The sequence below is a fragment of the Halorubrum distributum JCM 13561 genome (assembly GCF_000337395.1).
Lineage (GTDB): Archaea > Halobacteriota > Halobacteria > Halobacteriales > Haloferacaceae > Halorubrum > Halorubrum distributum.
On sequence record NZ_AOJF01000027.1, the window covers coordinates 43,301 to 60,424 of the forward strand.

Here is a 17,124-nt window from a genome sequence, read left to right on the forward strand (position 1 = left end):
CTTGAGGTTCGGCCTCGCCGCCGGGAGCCGCCCCCGATTCAACCACTCGCGTTACCGCTCGTGCTCCGCCTCGCGCTCCCGAGCGGCGGTGCGGTTGCGCTGGGCCCACTCGGCGGCGTCCTCCGGCGTCTCGGTCTCCAGCAGGCGGTCGAGCTTCCGCTCGAACTGCTCGTCGGTGAGGTCGCCGTTCGCGTATCTGGTCCGCAGCCGCTCCAAGGCGTCCGCCGTGTCGCCGGTCGCCTCCTCGCGCTCCGCCGCCGTCCCGCGCTCGACGCGGACCGAGCCGGAGTCGGACTCGACGTGGACGGACTCCGCCTCCTCCTCGTCAAACAGCATCGAGACGACGGGAACGATCACGATGTACCCGAACAGCATGAACCCGAGCCACCAGTCGAAGTTGAGCAGGAGGGCGGCGAGCCACGTCCCGGTCACCGTCGTAGCGGCGATGCCGCTGGCGTTGCGGCGGAACCGCTCGCGGAGGGTCTCGTCGTCGGCCATCGGTAGCAGGGTGTCAGTCGCGGTACAAAGTCGTATCGGCGATTGAGCGCGCCCCGGTCTGGGGTCGGCCGCGTCGCGGCCGCCTACTCCTCGATCTCGACCGTGATCTCGTCGCGGGCGACCGCGAGCCGGAACGTCGGCACGGTGCGGTAGACGACCTCGACGACGTTCTTGCGTTCGAGGCTCCGGAGCGCCCGCCGCACCGCGTCCACCTCGGGGTCGGCGTCGTACGCCTCGCGGAGGGCGTTGAGCACACTGACGACCGACTGCGAGCGCTCGTCCGGCCCGGCGAGCACGTCCACGACCCGCGACTCCAGTTCCGGAACGCGGACCGTCTCGGGGACGCCGCCCTTCGCGACCGCGTCGGGTTCGACGCCGGGCTCGACGTCGACGAGGTCGTTCGCCTCGGCGGTCGTCCGGATCAGGCTGTCGTCGTCGCGGTAGTAGTACTCCTTCAGGTGGTTCTCCAGGTAGCCGTGGACGTCGCTGCCGCTCTCCATCTCCCAGGCGTCTTGCAGCTCGCCGTTCTTCGTCGGCTGGAGGCGGACCACGTCCGCGAGCCGCCCGCGTTCCTCGTCCGTGAGGCTCATCGCTCCTCGACCGCGCTCGCGGCGCGAACGATCGTCTCCTCGCCGAACTTCGGCCCGACGAGCTGGAGCCCGACGGGGAGCCCGTCGGCCTCGCCGGCGGGCACCGAGATCGCGGGCAGGTTCGCGAGGTTGACGGGGGTCGTGTTCGCGTCCGCGAGGTACATCCGCAGCGGGTCGTCGAGGCTCTCGCCGAGCTCGAAGGGGAGGACGGGCATCGTCGGCGAGGCGATCACGTCGACGTCGGCGAACGCGTCCTCGAAGTCCCGCCGGACCCACGCCCGGGCGTCCTGGGCCTTCTCGTAGTACTTGTCGTGGTAGCCGGCCGAGAGCGCGTACGTGCCGAGCAGGATCCGCCGTTTGACCTCCGCGCCGAACCCCTCCTCGCGCGTCTCCGCGAACGACTCGTTCCAGTTGCCGTCCGACTCGGCGCGGTTCCCGTACCGCACGCCGTCGAAGCGCGCGAGGTTCGAGGAGGCCTCCGCCATCGCGATCACGTAGTAGGCCTGGACCGCGTGCTCGACGGACGGGAGCGAGATCTCGGTCGTCTCCGCGCCCTGCGCTTCGAGGTCGTCGAGCGCGGCCTCGACCGTCTCGACGACGCGCTCGTCGGCGCCCTCGAACAGTTCGGTGGGCACCCCGACCGTCAGCCCCTCCACGTCGCCGTCGGCGGCCGCGGCGTAGCTCGCGTCGGGATCGGCGCCCTCGACGTCGGCGAGGTCGCGCGTCGTCCCGTCGTTCGGGTCGTCGCCGGCGATGACGTCGAGCGCGGCCGCAGCCTCCTCGACGGTGCCCGCGATCGGCCCGATCTGTTCGAGGGAGTTCGCGTACGCGATGAGCCCGTAGCGGGAGACGAGCCCGTAGGTGGGCTTGATGCCGACGACGCCGCAGAACGCGGCCGGACACCGCACCGAGCCGCCCGTGTCGGAGCCGAGCGCCACGTCGGCCTCGCCGGCCGCGACGGCGGCCGCGGAGCCCCCGGAGGAGCCGCCGGGCACGCGGTCGGTGTCGACCGGGTTCCGGGTGGGGCCGAACGCGGAGGTCTCCGTCGTCGTCCCCATCCCGAACTCGTCCATGTTCGTCTTGCCGACGACCGTCGCGCCCGCCTCGGTCAGGCGGTCGACCACGGTCGCGGAGTACGGCGGGACGTAGTCCGCCAGCATCTCTGAGCCGCAGGTCGTCCGGATCCCCGCGGTGGAGATGTTGTCCTTGACCGCCACCGTTCGCCCCGCGAGCGGGCCCTCGGCGTCCGCGTCGCCCTCGATCGTCTCCTCCGTGACGAAGGCGTTGAGGTCGGCCGCCATCTACGACACCTTCGGCCCGACGAAGAAGCCGTCTTCCGTCTCCTCGGCGTTCGCGAGCGCCTCCTCCTGGGAGAGTCCCTCTTCGATCTCGTCGGGGCGCATCACGTTGACGAGCTCCTCCTCGCGCTCGGTCTCGGGGACCTCGTCGAGCGCGGCGAAGTACTCCAGGATGTCGCCGAACTGCGCCGCGAACTCGTCGACCTCGTCGTCGGCGAGCCGCACCCGCGCCAGGTCGGCGACGTGTCTGACCTCCTCGGCGTCGACGGCGGCCTCGCCGTCGTCCGACGCTGCGGTGTCGCTCATACCCGAACGTACCACGCGGGCGGCGAGTAAGGGTTTCGGAAGGGGTCGGCGACGAGGGACCGGCGGCGTCCCGGCGGAGGAGCGGCGTCGGCCCGGCGACGGCTCACCGCACCTGATCGACGAAGGCGAGCCAGCGCTCGTGGCCCGCCAGCGTGTCGGCGTGGTGTTCGTCGGCGAACCCCGGGCGGCGGATCCCCTCCAAGGCGTTCAGCGCGCGGTCGATACCGATGACCTCCTCGGCGATCGTCTCCGCGGTCTCCCGGTCGAGCGGCTCCGTCTCCAACCGGTCGAGCCGCCGCTCCCGCTCCGCGCGGAGGGCGTCGCGCGCGGCCGTCACCTTCCGGTCGAGCGCGGGCGGGACGGCGTCGACCTTCCGGCTCTCGACGATGAACGCGGAGAGGTCGAGCGCGGTCCCGTCGACCTCGACCTCGTCGGGGACACTCGCGCCGACCGTGGCGCTCTGACTGGTCACGCGGTCGAGGAGGGCCTCACGAACGTCGTCGCCGATCGCCGTTCGCTCCGAGTCGCTCATGAGCGACCGTGGTCGACGGAGCCAGAAAAACCGTTGGCCGGCGGGCCCGGACCGTCGGACCGAGCCTCGAAGCCGACCCTGACCGCCGTCGTTACTCGCCGTCGTCCGCCCGCGCCGTCGTTACTCGTCGTCGTCTGCCCGCACCGTCGTCACTCGCCGTCGTCCGCCCGCACCGTCGTCACCGGGGCGTCCGACAGCCGCACCACCTTCTCCGCGACGCTGCCGAGCAGGTACCGCTCGACGCCGGTCCGGCCGTGGGTCCCCATCACCACGAGGTCGACGTCGTTCTCGTCGGCGTACTCCAAGATCGCCGAGTGCGGCGTGCCCGTTTCGACGGCGGTGAGCGTCTCCGGCGGCGCCTCGGCGTCGCGGAGCGCCGCGGCCGCGGCCTCGACGATCTCCTCGCCGCGCTCGACGAGCGCCGACCGCGTCGCCTCCGCCTCCGTTCCCTCACCGACCATGCCGCTGCCGTCGTCGGGCGCCGGGTCGGCCCGCACGCCCGATCCCTCCTTCGTCAGGAAGGCGCCGCTCAGCCCGTAGTTTGCGCTTCGCGCGTCGACCACGTGGAGGACGTGAACGGTCGCGTCGAACGCGGCCGCGAGCTCCCGGACGTGGTCGGCGACGGCCGCCGATCCCTCGCTCCCGTCAGTCGGGTAGAGGATTGTCTGGTACATAGTGTGGTCCGTCCGGACTTATCCGAGCTGACAAAAAACGTTGGCGGCCGAGCGAACCCGGCGGAATCGTCGGGTTCGGGGCCGCGCGGTCGGCGCGACGAGCTACAACAGGTCGTTCGCGACGAGCCGGTCGACCGCCTCGCGCAGGCGCTCCTCGCTCGCGGCGTAGGAGATCCGCGCGAAGCCGTCTGCGTTGAACGCGCTGCCGGGGACGCAGGCGACCGACGCCTCTTCGATGGCGCGCTCGCACCACGCCTGGTCGTCGTCGTCCACCGGGATCATCATGTAGAAGGCGCCGTCGCCGACGTCCACGTCGACGCCGTGTTCGTCGAACAGGTCGACGAGCAGGTCGCGGCGGGACTCGAACGCGTCGCGCATCTCCTCGACCGACTCCTCGGTGTTCTCGAGCGCCTCGATCCCCGCGCGCTGGACGAAGTTGGTGGCGCAGGAGACGGAGTGCGAGTGGAGCTTCCCCGCCTCGCCGACGAACTCGTCGGTGGCGTGGAGGTAGCCGAGCCGCCAGCCGGTCATCGAGTACGCCTTCGAGAAGCCGTTGACCGTCACCGTGCGGTCGGCCATCCCGTCGAGGCTCGCGAGCGAGGTCGGCTCGACGCCGTACGTGATGCGCTCGTAGATCTCGTCGGAGATGACCGCCACGTCGTGTTCGACGGCGAGGTCGCGGACGCCCTCCAGCGCGGCCTCGGAGAACACCGCGCCCGTCGGGTTCGACGGGGTGTTGACGACGAGCAGCTCGGTGTCGTCGGAGACCGTCGCCGCGAGCTCGTCGAGCGCGGGCTCCAGCTGGAAGCCGTGCGGCGCGAGGTCGACCCGCGAGAGGTCGCCGCCCGCGAGCTTCGCCATCGCCTCGTAGGAGACCCACGCCGGATCGAGGAGGACGACCTCGTCGCCCTCGTCGATCAGCGTCTGGAACGTCTCGTAGAGGGCCTGCTTGCCGCCGGGGGTGACGATCACCTCGTCGGCGTCGGCGTCGACGCCGTTCCCGCGGAGCTTCGCCGCGATCGCCTCCTTGAGTTCGGGGACGCCGTTCGAGGAGGTGTAGCCGGTGTGGCCGGCGTCGAGCGCGTCCTTGCCGGCCTCGACGACGTTCGCCGGCGTGTCGAAGTCGGGCTCGCCGACCGAGAGGTCGACGATGTCGGCGCCCTCCGCCTCCTTCTCCGCCGCGAGGTTCGATATCGCCAGCGTCGCGCTGGGCTCTACGCGTCCGATCCGCTCCGAGAAGTCGTATGCGTCGCTCATGTGTCGTGTGTAGTCGTCGTGTCTCGGTCAGTCGAGCGCCTCCGCGAGGTCGATCGCGGCCGCGGCCGCGTCCGCCCCCTTGTCGATCCGCTCGCGCGCCTCAGCGCCGGACATCCCGGGGCCGCTCACGCCGAAGGTGACCGGCGTGTCCCGGTCGAGGCTCACCTGCGTGAGCTTCTCGGCGGTCGCGTTCGCGATGACGCGGTCGTGGTCGGTGTCGCCGGTGACGATGGCGCCGACGACCGCGACGGCGTCGACGTCCTCGCGCCGCGCGAGCCGGTCCGCGGCCAGGGGGCTGTCGTACGCGCCCGGCACGCTCAGTTCGTCGACGACGACGGCGTCGCGGTCGGCGGCCGCCTCCCGGGCGGCCTCGGCCATCGGCTCCGTGACGGCGTCGTTGAACCGCGCCACCACCAGTCCCAGCGAGACCATACCTGAACTGGAGCGGGCGACGGCAAAGGTCTACCGTTCGACCGCAGGGTTGCCGGGCGAACGCGTTCGGGAACAGGGCGCAAACGGGCGGACGATCGTTTATAAATGGATCCGCGGTGGCGCGTGCCTGCGAGCGGCCGCCCTTGGCGGCCGCGAGTCAGCAGCACGCGAGGGACGCGGCGAACGCGAGCGGCGAAGCCGCGAGCCGTGAGCCGCGAGGCTGGGGAGGTGTGAGGCGCGGTTGCGGTGCTGTGCGGGGCGGGACTCAAAGGGGCAGCCGGGAGGCGGGCGCAGGCGACGCAAGCACTGGAGGGAGTGAGCGAAGCGAACGACCGAAGCGCGCAGCGAGCGTGCGCCCGCCTCCCGGCTGGGGCTTTGTGGTTGTTCACCGCCGATCTGTCGTCGAGTACTTATAAACGAGCGGCTGGGGCTTTGTGATTGTTCACCGCTGACTCAGACCGGCTCGCTATTTAAAAACCACCGACGCTCGCGTTTCCGGCCACGCGTGATTAATACGTCTGCGGGGCCTACACGTCTCTATGACGAACACCGAGACCGCGACGGTCGGCGGCGGCTGTTTCTGGTGCGTCGAGGCGGCGTTCAAGGAGCTCGACGGCGTCGAGAGCGTTACCTCCGGCTACGCCGGCGGCCACGCCGACGACCCCACCTACCGCGAGGTGTGTACCGGCACCACCGGTCACGCGGAGGTCGTTCAGGTCGAGTACGACCCCGACGCCCTCTCGTATGAGGACATCCTGGAGATTTTCTTCACCGTCCACGACCCGACCCAGCTGAACCGACAGGGCCCGGACGTCGGCAGCCAGTACCGGTCGATCGTGCTGTACCACGACGACGAGCAACGCGACGTCGCCGAGCGATACGTCGAGGCGCTCGACGAGGAGGGCGGCTACGACGACGAGGTCGTCACCGAGGTCGAGCCGCTGGAGACGTTCTACCGCGCCGAGGAGAAACACCAGGACTACTTCGAGAAGAACCCGGCCGACGCCTACTGTACGATGCACGCGCAGCCGAAGGTGGAGAAGGTCCGCGAGCGCTTCCGCGAGAAGGTCAAGGCGTAGGGATCGGCACGGAATACCGTCGAGGACCCAGTCGCTCGTTTATAAGCGGTTAGTCGCGGATCGGTGGCGAACACCTCCGAAGCCCCAGTCGCGAGGACTCGGTGCGCTCGCTGCGCTCCTCGTTCGTTCGCTCCGCTCACTCACTGCGGTGCTTACGTCGCGCGCCGTCGTCCTCGCAACTGCCCCTTCGAGTCCCACCCCGCACCGCACAGCACCGCACCTCTCACCTCCCCAGCCTCGTCAGTCGCCTCCGCTTCGCTCCGGCGACTGACTCCCTCGCGCGTGCTCCTCGCGGCCGCCTTCGGCGGCCACTCGGAGGCACGCGCCAGCATCCATATTTAAATCCTCTCGAAACGGCACGGGGACGCTAACCGTCCGACGAACCCTCTCGCCACAACCTATTCCATCCCGCCGATCGAACCACATCTCGATGAAGATCGGCCTCATCTCGGACGTTCACGCGAACCTCCCCGCGCTGGAGACCGTGCTCGACGACATGCCCGCCGTCGACCGGATCTACTGCGCCGGCGACGTGGTCGGCTACAACCCCTGGCCCGCCGAGTGCGTCGAGCGCGTGCGCGAGGTCGCGGCCGCGACGGTGCGCGGGAACCACGACCGCACCGTCGAGACCCCGGAGCGCTACGCCGCCAACCGGATGGCCGAGGCCGGTCTCGAACACGCGAAGGCGTCCCTCTCCGACGAGCAGCGCGAGTGGATCGGCGCCCTCCCGCGCGCGGAGACGTTCGGGGGTGACCGGTACCTGCTCGTGCACTCGCACCCCGCGGCCGAGCGCGAGGACGCCTACGTCTACCCGGAGGAGTTCCCCAACCTCGACCGCCACATGGGCGAGTACGACGGCATCGTCCTCGGCCACACCCACGTCCAGGGCTGCCGCGCCGTGGCCGGCGGGTTCGTGCTCAATCCGGGCAGCGTCGGCCAGCCGCGCGACGGCGACCCGCGGGCGGGCTACGCCGTCCTCGACACCACGGCCGACGGGACCGACGCGGTCGAGACGCACCGCGTGGCGTACGACGTCGACCGCGTCGCGGAGGCCGTCCGCGACGCCGATCTCCCCGAGACGACCGCGGAGCGACTCTACGAAGGCAAGTAGATCAGGCGTCGTCGCGGTCGGCGTCGCCGCCGACTTCTACACCCAACTGCTCGTAGAGGAACGCCCACGAGTCCGTCTGCTCGTCGACGATCATCGACGCGGGCTTGCCTACGCCGTGGCCGGTCTCGCCTTTGGTCCGCAACAGGAACGGACCGCCAGCGGCCTCGTTCTGGAGCCGCGCGGTCATCTTCCGGGCGTGCGAGGGATGGACGCGCGTGTCGCTCGCGGCCGTGGTGAAGTAGACGGGCGGGTGCGTCGCCTCGGGGTCGACGTTGTGGTACGGCGAGTATTCGCGGAGGTACTCGAACGCCTCCGGGTCTTCCGGGTGGCCGTACTCCGTCGTCCACGACTCGCCGAGCAGGAAGCGGTGGAACCGGAGCATGTCCAAGAGGGGGACCGCGCACTGCGCGGCCGCCCACAGGTCCGGGCGCTGCGTGACGACCGCGCCGACCGAGAGCCCGCCGTTCGACCCGCCGGCGACCGCGAGGTGGTCCGCGTCGGTGAGTCCCGACCCGCAGAGCGCCTCCCCGGCCGCGACGAAGTCGTCGAACGTGTGCTGCTTGTCGGCCAGCATCCCGGCCTCGTGCCACGGCTCGCCGTACTCGTACCCGCCGCGGGCGCACACCGCGGCGAACGCGCCGCCGTCCGCGAGGAACGGGAGGCGGAACCGCCCGAACGAGGGCGTGACGCTGTTCCGGAATCCGCCGTAGCCGTACAAAAGCGTCGGGCGCGCCCCGTCGACCTCCACGTCCTCGCGGTAGCAGACGAAGACCGGGACCTCGGCGCCGTCCGTCGAGTCGACGAACCGCTGTTCGACGACGAGGTCGTCTGGGACCGGGAGGTCGACGGAGTCGATCTCCGTCGAATCGAGCTCCGTCGACGCGAGTCCCGGCGCGCCGTCCGACTCGTCCCCTCCGACTCCCGATCCGTCGTCGAGGTCGAGCCCGCGGACCGCCGGCGGGCGGTCGAACCCGGTGAGGCCGAAGAACGCCTCGGTCGCGTCGCGGTTCCCGGAGACCCACGTGACGGAGCAGTACGACGGTAGCGACACGTCGCGCAGGTGCGTCCCGTCGCGGTCGTGGACCGAGAGCCGGGAGTGGGCGTCCCGCTGACGGTGGACGAGGAGGCGCTCCGGGGTCGGCACCACGGACTGGATGATCCCCTCCCCGCCGGGGAGCACCTCGCGGCACTCCTCGAACGAGAGGTCGCCCTCGCGGAAGCGGTCGACGGAGCAGGCGAGCAGCCGCCGCCGGGGCGCCCCGTGGTCGGTCGAGACGAACGCCGTCCCGCCGTGGAACTGGACCGACGTTTCGGCGTCGGTGTCGGTCAGGATCGGTCGGAGCTCGCCGTCGACGTGGACGTACCACTCGGTGCCGCCCACCATCTCGGAGAAGGCGACCGCGAGCAGGCCGGAGTCCGGGTCGACCGTCACCCGCGGCCAGACGTGCTGATCGTCGTGTTCCAACAGAACATCCTCCTCGTCAGCCCCGTCAGCGAGCCGGAACCGACGGATCTCCTTGTCCATCTGCGCGCCGTCGGCCGCGCCGCCGGTGGCGACGTAGACGAACCCCTCGCCGTCCGCCTCCCACGCGAGGCTCCCGGCGTTGACCCGACCGCGCTCGGGGAGGACCGCGACCTCCTCGACGCCGAGGCCGTAGCCCTCGGCCGCGTCGGAGTCGGACTCGCCCGTCTCGGAGCCCGAGTGCCCCTCGCTCGGGTCGGGAACCGACAGCACCCGCACGTCGTAGTTCTCGTCGCCGCCCTCGGTGACGCCGACCGCGACGCGCTCGCCGTCGTGCGAGGGGACGTACCACGCCATCGACCTGGGCGGGCGGTCGTCGTCGCGGTTCGCCGCCCACGCGTTCGGGTCGACGAGGACGCGGTCCGCGCCGTCCGGGGCGCCGCGGGCGACGAGGCGAGCGTGGTCGGCGCCCGGCTCGCGGACCGTCGCGAAATACCGCTCCTCGCGGACGGCGATCGGGCCGTAGTCGGCCACCTCGACGAGGTCCTCGAAGCGCGGGCGGAGCCGGTCGCGCAGGTCGTCGTCGAGCGCTGCGTCGACGTGGGCGTTCTGCGCGTCGACCCACTCGCGGACCGCCTCGTCGTCGCCTTCGAGCCACCGGTACGGGTCGTCGACGTCGATCCCGTGGAGCGTCTCCGTGACGACCTCCCGCTTGGTCTCCGGCGGGGACGGGGCCGGAGCGGACTGGCGTGACATACGTTCGCCTGTCGCCGGCGACGCAAAACGGCTGGGGTCGCGGCGGCCGAGGCCGCCGCTCAGGGCGACCCGCGGACTGCGGGCGACGACGACGCGGCCGTCAGGGCCACATGCCGGCGACGAACAGGAGGTTCCGCGCGGCGACCGCCAGCGAGAGGGCGCCGACCCCGGCGCACATCAGGGTCGCGACGAACCGCCGCGTGCCGCCGGCGAGCGCGACCGGGACTCCGATGACGGCCATGCCGACGACCTTCGTGAGGAGCATCCCGCCGAGGAGCCCGAACCGCGAGATGAACAGGCGACCGACGGGCGACCCCTCGACGTACTCGCTCCCGGTGAGGGCGACGTACGTCGTTCCCACGTCGGCGGCGATGCCGACGAGCAGGAGGCCGACGGCGAGGGCGAGACGGGAAGGCACTGACCGGGCGAACGCGGTACGGACGCATAAATCTCCGGGCATGCGGTCGGATCGCGGCGACGCCCGCCGGTCGGAGGTAGGCGGGTCGTACCCCGACGGTGTGGCTGGTCGCCGGCCGCGCACAGCACGGCGCCATTTAAACCGGCGCACCTCGTAACACGGATAATGAGTTCGTCCGACGACGAGTACGAGATCGCGGTGGTCGGCGGCGGGCCGGCCGGGCTGACGACCGCCCTGTACGGGGCTCGACTGGGCCACGAGACGGTGCTTATCGACCGCGGCGGCGGGCGCGCGGCGATGATGGCGGACACGCACAACGTGATCGGCGTCACCGAGGAGGTGTCCGGCAACGAACTGCTCGCGACCGGCCGCGAACAGGTTCAGTCGTACGGCGGCACCTTCGTCCGGGACTTCGTCACCGACGCGGTCGAGACCGACGACGGCCGGTTCCGGCTCTCGACGAACGACGCCGAGATCGTCGCCGACCACGTCGTTCTCGCGACCGGCTTCTCCGACGAGCGCCCGGACCCGCCGCTCCCGCGGAACGCCAAGGGACTCCACTGGTGTCTCCACTGTGACGCGTACATGTTCGTCGACGAGCCGGTGTACGTGATGGGACACGGCGAGGCCGCCGCCCACGTCGCGATGATCATGCTGAACATGACCGACGAGGTGGACCTGCTCACCCGCGGCGCGGAGCCCACGTGGAGCGAGGAGACCGACGAACAACTTCGCGCACACCCGGTCGAGATCGTCCACGAGGACGTTACGGGCGTCGAGAACGACCCCGACTCCGGGTGGCTGGAGGCAATGGAGTTCGAGGACGGGACCCGCCGCGAGTACCGCGGCGGCTTCCCCATGTACGGCTCCGACTACAACACCTCGCTCGCGGAGGGCCTCGGCTGTGACCTCACCGACGGCGGCGAGGTCGACGTCGACGACCACGGTCGGACGAGCGTCGACGGGGTCTTCGCCGTCGGCGACGTGACGCCGGGCCACAACCAGGTCCCGGTCGCGATGGGACAGGGCGCGAAGGCTGGCATCGCGATCCACAAGAGCCTCCGCGAGTTCCCGCGCTCCCCCGAGGACATCGAGGCGAACGGCCCCGTCGAGGCCGACGAGGTGCCTGCCATCCCGCCGCACCTCATGGCGACCGCCGTCGCCCACGAGGGGCACGCGGGCGGGCCGCGCGAGTCTGCCGAGGCCGAGAACGCGGACGCCCCGGCTGCGGACGACGACTGAAGAATCTGTGCGGCGGGATGCGCCGGCCGGGACTCCCGTGAGCGAGCGAGCGGGAGTACGGGCGGCGCACGAACGAAGTGAGTGCGCCGGCCGGGATTTGAACCGGAATCACACGTGCTCGCTCGCTTATCGAGGTGCTCGCTTCGCTCGCACCTCGCACCGCTCGCTGCGCGCGACTGATAGGGTTCAAATCCCTCTCGGCGATTTCTCTCACTTCGTTCGAGAAATGCGCCGGCCGGGATTTGAACCCGGGCCATGAGCTTGGAAGGCTCAGGTCCTACCACTAGACCACCGGCGCTCGCGTCGGTCGATGACGCACCTACACGTAGGCACAACGGCTTTCATAAGCGTTCCGTGTTCCGGCAGGAGATCGGCGGGCACGAGCCGCCCGGTGAGCATATCTCACTTAAAGGGCCACGATACTGCGGGCGTCTCCCAGCGCGTTAGAACGCTTTTCAGCCGGTTAGAACACTGTTCGGTACATATGTGTCTACCCACCCAACCTACACCCGTGAGGTGAGACCGATGTCATACCAAACAAGCAATCCGCTGGTCGGCGAGACCGAGTTCGCGCTGGAAGGCCCCTGGGCGACCTACTGGATCGCGTTCCTGCGCGTCGTTACCGGGTGGTGGTTCTTCCACGCCGGGGTCACCAAGATCATCGAGAACGGGTTCGCGTTCACCTACGGGCCGTCGTACATGAAGGGCATGACCGGGACCGCGCTGGGCGGCATCCCCGTCTGGATGGGGAACAACCTCGCGTGGCTCATCGAGCCCGGCGTGCCGCTGTTCGAGACGCTCATCGGCCTCGCGCTGATCGCGGGGGCGTTCACCCGGTTGGCCGCGTTCGGCGGGGTCATCTTCATGGTCCTGTTCTGGGTCGGGAACGCCGGCTTCGGTCACGGCGTCGTCAACAGCGACCTGATGGGCCTGTTCCTGTTCATGACCGTGATCGTGCTCGCGGCCGGTCGGTACTACGGGCTCGACGCGCTCCTCGAACAGACGGCGCTCGTCAAGCAGAACCCCAAGCTGCGGTACCTGCTCGGTTAAGAGGTGATTCACTATGACAGACACCATTGACAAGGCGGCACGGGCGTTGAGCGCGGGACTGATGCTGTTCGGCATCGTGGTCCTCGGACTAGTCGAGACGTTCACCGGCAAACCGTTCGCCCCGGCCCCGATAACGAACGAGGCGGGCGAGGTGACCGCGATGCCGCTGATCAGCCCGGAGATCCGGACCGGCTTCGTGCTGGCCGGCCTCGTGGTGCTCGGGCTGTACGCGGCCTACCGGTTCGTGGCGCCGCTCCCCGAGGACCGGGGCGTCAGCCACGAGACGATGGCTGACTGAGAAGCGAGGCACCCGGCCGCGACGCCACCGGTAGTGCTCGTCGCCGCGGGCGACGACGACCACTTTCCTTCGTTCCGACGTTCGCTGAGAGCCGTCTCCGGCTACGCCGAGTCGTCGGCGTGCGGCTCGCCTGACTCTCCGGTTCCGTGAGCGGTGCCGCCGTCGGTGCTGGCGGGGGCGGCGTCGGACGGCTCCTCGTCCGCGCCGAACGCGAACGCCGTCTCGTCCGTCTCGACCGATCCGCCGGCGGCAGGTTCGCCGACCGAGTCGCCGTCCGCGCCCCCGACAGCGTCGTCCCCGGCCTCGGCGTCGGCGTCGACCTCGAACTCCTCCGTCATCTCACGGAGGTCGCGGGCGCGCTCGTGGAGGTCGTGCGCCTGCTCGGAGACCTCGCCGAGCGTGGCGGCCTGCTCCTCGGCGGCGGAGGCGACGGTCGTCGCCTCGGCGGTCGTCTGCTGGCTCACGCCGGCGAGGTCGTCGACCGCGCCGGTCACCTCGTTGACCGACGCCGCCTGCGCGTCCATCGCGCCGGAGATCTCCTGAACGCCGTCGTCGGCCTCGCTCACTCGGTCGGCGACCTCGGCGAGCGCGTCCTCGGCGTCCTCGACGACATCGACGCCGTCGTCGACCCCGTCGCGGATCGCGGCCATCTCGTCGACGCTCTCGTCGGTGCGCTCGCGGAGGCTCTCGATCAAGGCCTCCACCTCGGCGGCGGACTCCTGCGTCTCCTCGGCGAGCGACTTCACCTCCTCGGCGACGACCGCGAAGCCGGAGCCGGCCTCCCCGGCGCGGGCCGCCTCGATCGAGGCGTTAAGCGCGAGCAGGTTCGTCTGGTCGGCGATCTCCGAGATCGTCTCGACGATCGCGTCGACCTCCGCCATCTCGGCCTCGAGCCGCTCGATCGTCTCCGCGGCGGACTCGGAGCGCGCCTCGATCCCGTGGAGCTCGTCGACGGCGTCGGCGGCCGCCTCGCGGCCCTCCTCGGTGAGGGCGTCGGCCTGCCGGGAGGTGGTCGCGACCTCGTCCGCGGAGGCGGCGACCTCCTCGACGGTCGCCGACATGTCCTCCATCTCGCCGGCGACCTCGGCCAGCTGGCGGCTCTGCCGCTCCGCGCCGGCGGAGATCTCGTCGACCGCGTCGCTCGTCTCGCGGCCCGCGGCTGCGGCCTCGTCCGTGCCGTCGGTGACCGCGTCGCTCCGGTCGGCCACCTCGACCGCGAACGCGTCGACCGCCGCGATCGCCGCCTCCAGCTCGTCCATCGCGTCGTTGAACTCCGCGGCGATCGAGCGGAGCGCCTCGGGGTCGTCGGGGTCGGCGCGGAGCCGCGCCGTGAGGTCGCCGTCGGCGCAGACCGCCATCGTCTCGCCGAACTCGCTCGCCCGCGACTCCAGCCGCTCGGCGAACGCCTCGCTCTCCGCCTTCGCCGCCTCGGCGCGCTCCCGCTGCGTCTCCGCCGACTGGATCTGCTCGCGCAGCGAGTCGCGCATGGTGGCGAACGCCGCGGAGAGGTCGCCGAATTCGTCGCGCCGCTCGGTGTCGAAGTCGACGTCGAGGTCGCCGTCCGCCAGCGCCGACGCCCGTGCCCGGAGCTGGTTCAGCTCGGCGACGGTGCCGCGGCCGAGCGTCGCGCCGAGCAGGCCCAGCCCGACGATCGCGACGCCGACGATGAGGAGGAGGTTCCGCCCGATCATCCCCGAGAGGGCGTACGCCTCCGAGAGCGGGACGTGGACCGCGACGTACCACTCCTCGCTCTCTAGGGGCGCGTACGCGACGAGGTACTCGCCGCCGTCGGCGAAGCTGAACGTGGCCGAGGGGAGGAACCCGACCGACCGCGTGTCGTCGAGCATCGCCGACCGGACGTCGCCGTCGTAGCGGATCCCGGAGATGTAGTCGGCGTTGCTCGCCGCGATCCGGCCGTCGGGCTGGACGATGGTCGTGAAGGCGCCGTCTGTGGGCTGACGGAAGTCCTCGGTGACGGGGGCGAGCGAGATCTCCATCACGAGGTACTCGCGCAGGGGGGTCGACGCGACGTACGCGATCCGACGCTCGCCGTCGACCGTGTAGGTGGGACTCGTGAACACGTCGTCCGCGAACAGCAGGTCGTCGTCGAACCACGACTGAGAGGTGACCGCCTCGCCGCCCGCTTGGTCGGTGGTGGCCATCACGGTGCCCTCGTCGCGGTCGACGAAGTGGAAGGCGGTGACCGCCTCGGAGGTCCGCGAGAGGTGAGAGGCGAGGTAGCTCTCCACGCGGGCGGGGTCCTGCGAGAACGCGTGGTTGTCGGCCACGTCGGTGAGCAGCGTGCGCCGGTCGGTCGCCCAGCCGTCGAGCTCCGTCGCGCTCAGCTCCGCGACGGCCGTGTAGTCGCCCTGCGCGTTCGATTCGAGCTGATCGGTCGTCTCCGCGTACGTGACCGCCCCGACGGCGCCGATCGCGAGGACGACGACGACGAGGGCGACGAGGAACTTCGCGAGGTAGCTCCGAGCCAGCGCGCCGGGGGTCACCCGACGCAGGACCCGTTCGAGGAAGGTGTCGGCCATTACTATCACGCGCTCGACAGGGGCTCTTTAATTCACCCCCAACGGTATCGGTAGTGATAATCAGCGGGTTCGAGGCGTCACTTCCGCGTAGCAGTTCCCGCTCGAGACCGTCACGTCTCGCGGCTCGAGGTCGCTTTCCGCGAGGTCCGCCTCGAACTCCGCGGGCGAGTAGATATGATAGTACCGGGGGACCGTCTCGCCGCCCGGCAGCGTCCAGTCGACGGTCGTGTCGAACCCCTCGTCGCGGTCGAACCGGTCGTGCGCCGTGCTCCACGCGCTGACGAGCGCGACCCCGTCGGGCGCGAGGACGCGCGCCAGTTCGTTCAGGCTCTCGACGCGGGTCGCCCGGGGCGAGAGGTGGTGGAGCGTGGCGACGTAGACCGCGAGGTCGACCGCGTCGTCGCGCACCGGTAGCGCGCCCGCGTCCCCGTGGACGAACGCCGCCGCGTCCGCGAATCCCCGGTCGCGAGCGCGCGCGACCGCCTCGTCGAGCAGGCCGCGGCTGAGGTCGACGCCGACCGCGACCTCGGCGCGCGCCGCGAGCGCCTCCGTGTGCCGGCCGTTTCCGCAGCCGACGTCGAGCGCGACGGTCCCCGACCGCCCCTCCAGGAACGACTCGACCTCGGGCCACGCGTACTCCCGCGTCTTCGAGAAGTGCGCCGCGATGCGGTCGTACGTCGACTGCGGATCGCCGGTCGACTGCGGGTCCATATCGGAGCCTCGGCCCCGGCGGATAAATGCCGACCGGACCGTCACACCACGCCGATCGCGACGAACGCGACGAGCGTGAGCGCGAGCAGCACCACGACGTGTTTCACGCCGTCGCGCACCGACCCCTCTCCGAGCTGTCCGGCGACGAGGCCGGAGCAGACCGCCTGGATCGACGCGGCGTGGAAGAACAGCTGCTCGTAGGCGTCGACCTCGATGTCGCCGATCCCGTCCGCGATCCCCCCCGGCCCGTCGGGCACGCCGGTCCCCGCGTCCGGGAGGCTCCCGCCCGTCCCCGGGACGCCGGCCGCCTCGATGGCGGGGATGAACGACACCGACAGCGCCGCGATGATCCCGAGGAAGACGAGGAAGGAGATGTAGATGACGATGAGGTAGGTCAACATCACCTGCCGGCGCTCGCGCCGGAGCGACCACGTCGCCCGGGACTCGTCCGCGGCGATCCGGAGGACCGGCCCGACGTCGCCGCTCGCCCGGATCGCGTTGGTGACGAGCGCGACCGCGCGGGAGGTCATCGGCGACCGGACGCGGCGCTCCAGCCGGCGTAGCGCCGTCGAGACGTCCGCGCCCCAGTCGATGTCGCGGCGGGTCCGGCGGAGGTCCTCGGTCAGCGCCTCCAGGTTCGAGTCGGCGACGCGACGGACGCTGCCGACCACGGCGGTGCCCGCCTCGTTGACGCTGGCGAGCCGGTCGAGGAAGTCGGGCACCGCGGACTCGATGCGTCGGACCCGACGCTTGCCGAACTCGTAGGCGACCGCGTACGCCGCGAGGACGAACGCCGTCGCGGCGACGATCGGCCCGTCGACCTGGCCGACCATCTCCACGGGCGTCCCGCTGTCTCTTATACACATCTCT

General features: G+C 70.9%; 18 protein-coding genes and 1 tRNA gene. 5 read left to right on the forward strand and 14 right to left on the reverse strand.

From position 1 onward, the window contains the following. Positions 1-51: 51 nt before the first annotated feature. From C470_RS04160 to ribH, 8 genes are all read right to left on the reverse strand, one after another. Positions 52-498, reverse strand: a complete 447-nt coding sequence (locus C470_RS04160; protein ID WP_007346245.1) for an SHOCT domain-containing protein — start codon at positions 496-498, stop codon at positions 52-54. An 83-nt stretch (positions 499-581) separates the two neighbouring features. Further along, positions 582-1,088, reverse strand: coding sequence for a DUF5797 family protein (locus C470_RS04165; RefSeq protein ID WP_007346244.1), 507 nt, complete (start codon positions 1,086-1,088; stop codon positions 582-584). Continuing rightward, entirely contained in the window at positions 1,085-2,389 is a 1,305-nt protein-coding gene (gatA, locus tag C470_RS04170) for an Asp-tRNA(Asn)/Glu-tRNA(Gln) amidotransferase subunit GatA (RefSeq protein WP_004598240.1), read from the reverse strand. Before gatA ends, C470_RS04165 begins: the two co-directional genes overlap by 4 nt. Next, complete coding sequence (gene gatC / locus C470_RS04175) at positions 2,390-2,692, reverse strand: Asp-tRNA(Asn)/Glu-tRNA(Gln) amidotransferase subunit GatC (RefSeq protein WP_004598241.1); 303 nt, start codon at positions 2,690-2,692, stop codon at positions 2,390-2,392. A gap of 103 nt (positions 2,693-2,795) precedes the next feature. Then, positions 2,796-3,224: a DUF5788 family protein gene (locus tag C470_RS04180; protein WP_004598242.1), complete on the reverse strand. Its 429-nt coding sequence runs from the start codon at positions 3,222-3,224 to the stop codon at positions 2,796-2,798. A 149-nt stretch (positions 3,225-3,373) separates the two neighbouring features. Continuing rightward, positions 3,374-3,898, reverse strand: a complete 525-nt coding sequence (locus C470_RS04185) for a universal stress protein (RefSeq protein ID WP_008365495.1) — start codon at positions 3,896-3,898, stop codon at positions 3,374-3,376. A 102-nt stretch (positions 3,899-4,000) separates the two neighbouring features. Continuing rightward, positions 4,001-5,155: a pyridoxal phosphate-dependent aminotransferase gene (locus tag C470_RS04190; protein ID WP_007346240.1), complete on the reverse strand. Its 1,155-nt coding sequence runs from the start codon at positions 5,153-5,155 to the stop codon at positions 4,001-4,003. A 27-nt stretch (positions 5,156-5,182) separates the two neighbouring features. Continuing rightward, positions 5,183-5,587, reverse strand: coding sequence for a 6,7-dimethyl-8-ribityllumazine synthase (gene ribH, locus C470_RS04195; protein ID WP_007346239.1), 405 nt, complete (start codon positions 5,585-5,587; stop codon positions 5,183-5,185). 539 nt (positions 5,588-6,126) lie between these two features. On the opposite strand from ribH, the gene msrA reads away from it, so the two are divergent. Further along, positions 6,127-6,666, forward strand: coding sequence for a peptide-methionine (S)-S-oxide reductase MsrA (gene msrA / locus C470_RS04200; RefSeq protein ID WP_007346238.1), 540 nt, complete (start codon positions 6,127-6,129; stop codon positions 6,664-6,666). A 430-nt stretch (positions 6,667-7,096) separates the two neighbouring features. After that, positions 7,097-7,777, forward strand: a complete 681-nt coding sequence (locus C470_RS04205; protein WP_008365498.1) for a metallophosphoesterase family protein — start codon at positions 7,097-7,099, stop codon at positions 7,775-7,777. Between the two features lies 1 nt (position 7,778). Here the strand turns inward: C470_RS04205 and C470_RS04210 are convergent, their stop codons facing one another. Continuing rightward, positions 7,779-9,995 carry a prolyl oligopeptidase family serine peptidase gene (locus C470_RS04210; protein ID WP_008365501.1) on the reverse strand — a complete coding sequence of 739 codons (2,217 nt, stop codon included), beginning with the start codon at positions 9,993-9,995 and terminating at the stop codon, positions 7,779-7,781. 100 nt (positions 9,996-10,095) lie between these two features. Beyond that, positions 10,096-10,413 (reverse strand): hypothetical protein, encoded by a 318-nt coding sequence (locus C470_RS04215; protein WP_007346235.1) that lies wholly within the window; start codon positions 10,411-10,413, stop codon positions 10,096-10,098. Positions 10,414-10,578: 165 nt separating this feature from the next. Between C470_RS04215 and C470_RS04220 the strand changes: the two genes are divergently transcribed. Then, on the forward strand, positions 10,579-11,655 hold the full coding sequence (locus C470_RS04220) for an NAD(P)/FAD-dependent oxidoreductase (protein ID WP_008365504.1): 1,077 nt from the start codon (positions 10,579-10,581) through the stop codon (positions 11,653-11,655). Positions 11,656-11,882: 227 nt separating this feature from the next. Here C470_RS04220 and C470_RS04225 read toward each other — a convergent pair. Beyond that, positions 11,883-11,953: transfer RNA gene (locus C470_RS04225), tRNA-Gly, on the reverse strand. A gap of 227 nt (positions 11,954-12,180) precedes the next feature. On the opposite strand from C470_RS04225, the gene C470_RS04230 reads away from it, so the two are divergent. Together C470_RS04230 and C470_RS04235 are read left to right on the forward strand one after the other, a co-directional pair. Continuing rightward, positions 12,181-12,705 (forward strand): DoxX family protein, encoded by a 525-nt coding sequence (locus C470_RS04230; RefSeq protein ID WP_004598251.1) that lies wholly within the window; start codon positions 12,181-12,183, stop codon positions 12,703-12,705. A gap of 13 nt (positions 12,706-12,718) precedes the next feature. After that, entirely contained in the window at positions 12,719-13,003 is a 285-nt protein-coding gene (locus C470_RS04235; RefSeq protein WP_049897570.1) for a hypothetical protein, read from the forward strand. A 101-nt stretch (positions 13,004-13,104) separates the two neighbouring features. Here the strand turns inward: C470_RS04235 and C470_RS04240 are convergent, their stop codons facing one another. The 3 genes from C470_RS04240 to C470_RS04250 form a co-directional block, all read right to left on the reverse strand. Then, a complete protein-coding gene (locus C470_RS04240) occupies positions 13,105-15,543 on the reverse strand; it encodes a methyl-accepting chemotaxis protein (protein ID WP_008365506.1) in 2,439 nt (812 codons plus the stop codon). 60 nt (positions 15,544-15,603) lie between these two features. Next, a complete protein-coding gene (locus C470_RS04245; RefSeq protein WP_008365508.1) occupies positions 15,604-16,254 on the reverse strand; it encodes a class I SAM-dependent methyltransferase in 651 nt (216 codons plus the stop codon). A gap of 41 nt (positions 16,255-16,295) precedes the next feature. Then, on the reverse strand, positions 16,296-17,124 hold an 829-nt coding region (locus C470_RS04250; protein ID WP_008365510.1), incomplete at its 5' end, for a type II secretion system F family protein.

Excerpts from the sequence above, each read along its gene's own strand:
- C470_RS04185 (WP_008365495.1), bottom strand. The coding sequence starts at position 3,898 with ATGTACCAGACAATCCTCTACCCGACTGACGGGAGCGAGGGATCGGCG.
- C470_RS04220 (WP_008365504.1), top strand. The coding sequence starts at position 10,579 with ATGAGTTCGTCCGACGACGAGTACGAGATCGCGGTGGTCGGCGGCGGG.
- gatA (WP_004598240.1), bottom strand. The coding sequence starts at position 2,389 with ATGGCGGCCGACCTCAACGCCTTCGTCACGGAGGAGACGATCGAGGGC.
- C470_RS04210 (WP_008365501.1), bottom strand. The coding sequence starts at position 9,995 with ATGTCACGCCAGTCCGCTCCGGCCCCGTCCCCGCCGGAGACCAAGCGG.
- msrA (WP_007346238.1), top strand. The coding sequence starts at position 6,127 with ATGACGAACACCGAGACCGCGACGGTCGGCGGCGGCTGTTTCTGGTGC.
- gatC (WP_004598241.1), bottom strand. The coding sequence starts at position 2,692 with ATGAGCGACACCGCAGCGTCGGACGACGGCGAGGCCGCCGTCGACGCC.
- C470_RS04245 (WP_008365508.1), bottom strand. The coding sequence starts at position 16,254 with ATGGACCCGCAGTCGACCGGCGATCCGCAGTCGACGTACGACCGCATC.
- C470_RS04235 (WP_049897570.1), top strand. The coding sequence starts at position 12,719 with ATGACAGACACCATTGACAAGGCGGCACGGGCGTTGAGCGCGGGACTG.
- ribH (WP_007346239.1), bottom strand. The coding sequence starts at position 5,587 with ATGGTCTCGCTGGGACTGGTGGTGGCGCGGTTCAACGACGCCGTCACG.
- C470_RS04180 (WP_004598242.1), bottom strand. The coding sequence starts at position 3,224 with ATGAGCGACTCGGAGCGAACGGCGATCGGCGACGACGTTCGTGAGGCC.
- C470_RS04165 (WP_007346244.1), bottom strand. The coding sequence starts at position 1,088 with ATGAGCCTCACGGACGAGGAACGCGGGCGGCTCGCGGACGTGGTCCGC.
- C470_RS04205 (WP_008365498.1), top strand. The coding sequence starts at position 7,097 with ATGAAGATCGGCCTCATCTCGGACGTTCACGCGAACCTCCCCGCGCTG.
- C470_RS04190 (WP_007346240.1), bottom strand. The coding sequence starts at position 5,155 with ATGAGCGACGCATACGACTTCTCGGAGCGGATCGGACGCGTAGAGCCC.
- C470_RS04240 (WP_008365506.1), bottom strand. The coding sequence starts at position 15,543 with ATGGCCGACACCTTCCTCGAACGGGTCCTGCGTCGGGTGACCCCCGGC.
- C470_RS04160 (WP_007346245.1), bottom strand. The coding sequence starts at position 498 with ATGGCCGACGACGAGACCCTCCGCGAGCGGTTCCGCCGCAACGCCAGC.
- C470_RS04230 (WP_004598251.1), top strand. The coding sequence starts at position 12,181 with ATGTCATACCAAACAAGCAATCCGCTGGTCGGCGAGACCGAGTTCGCG.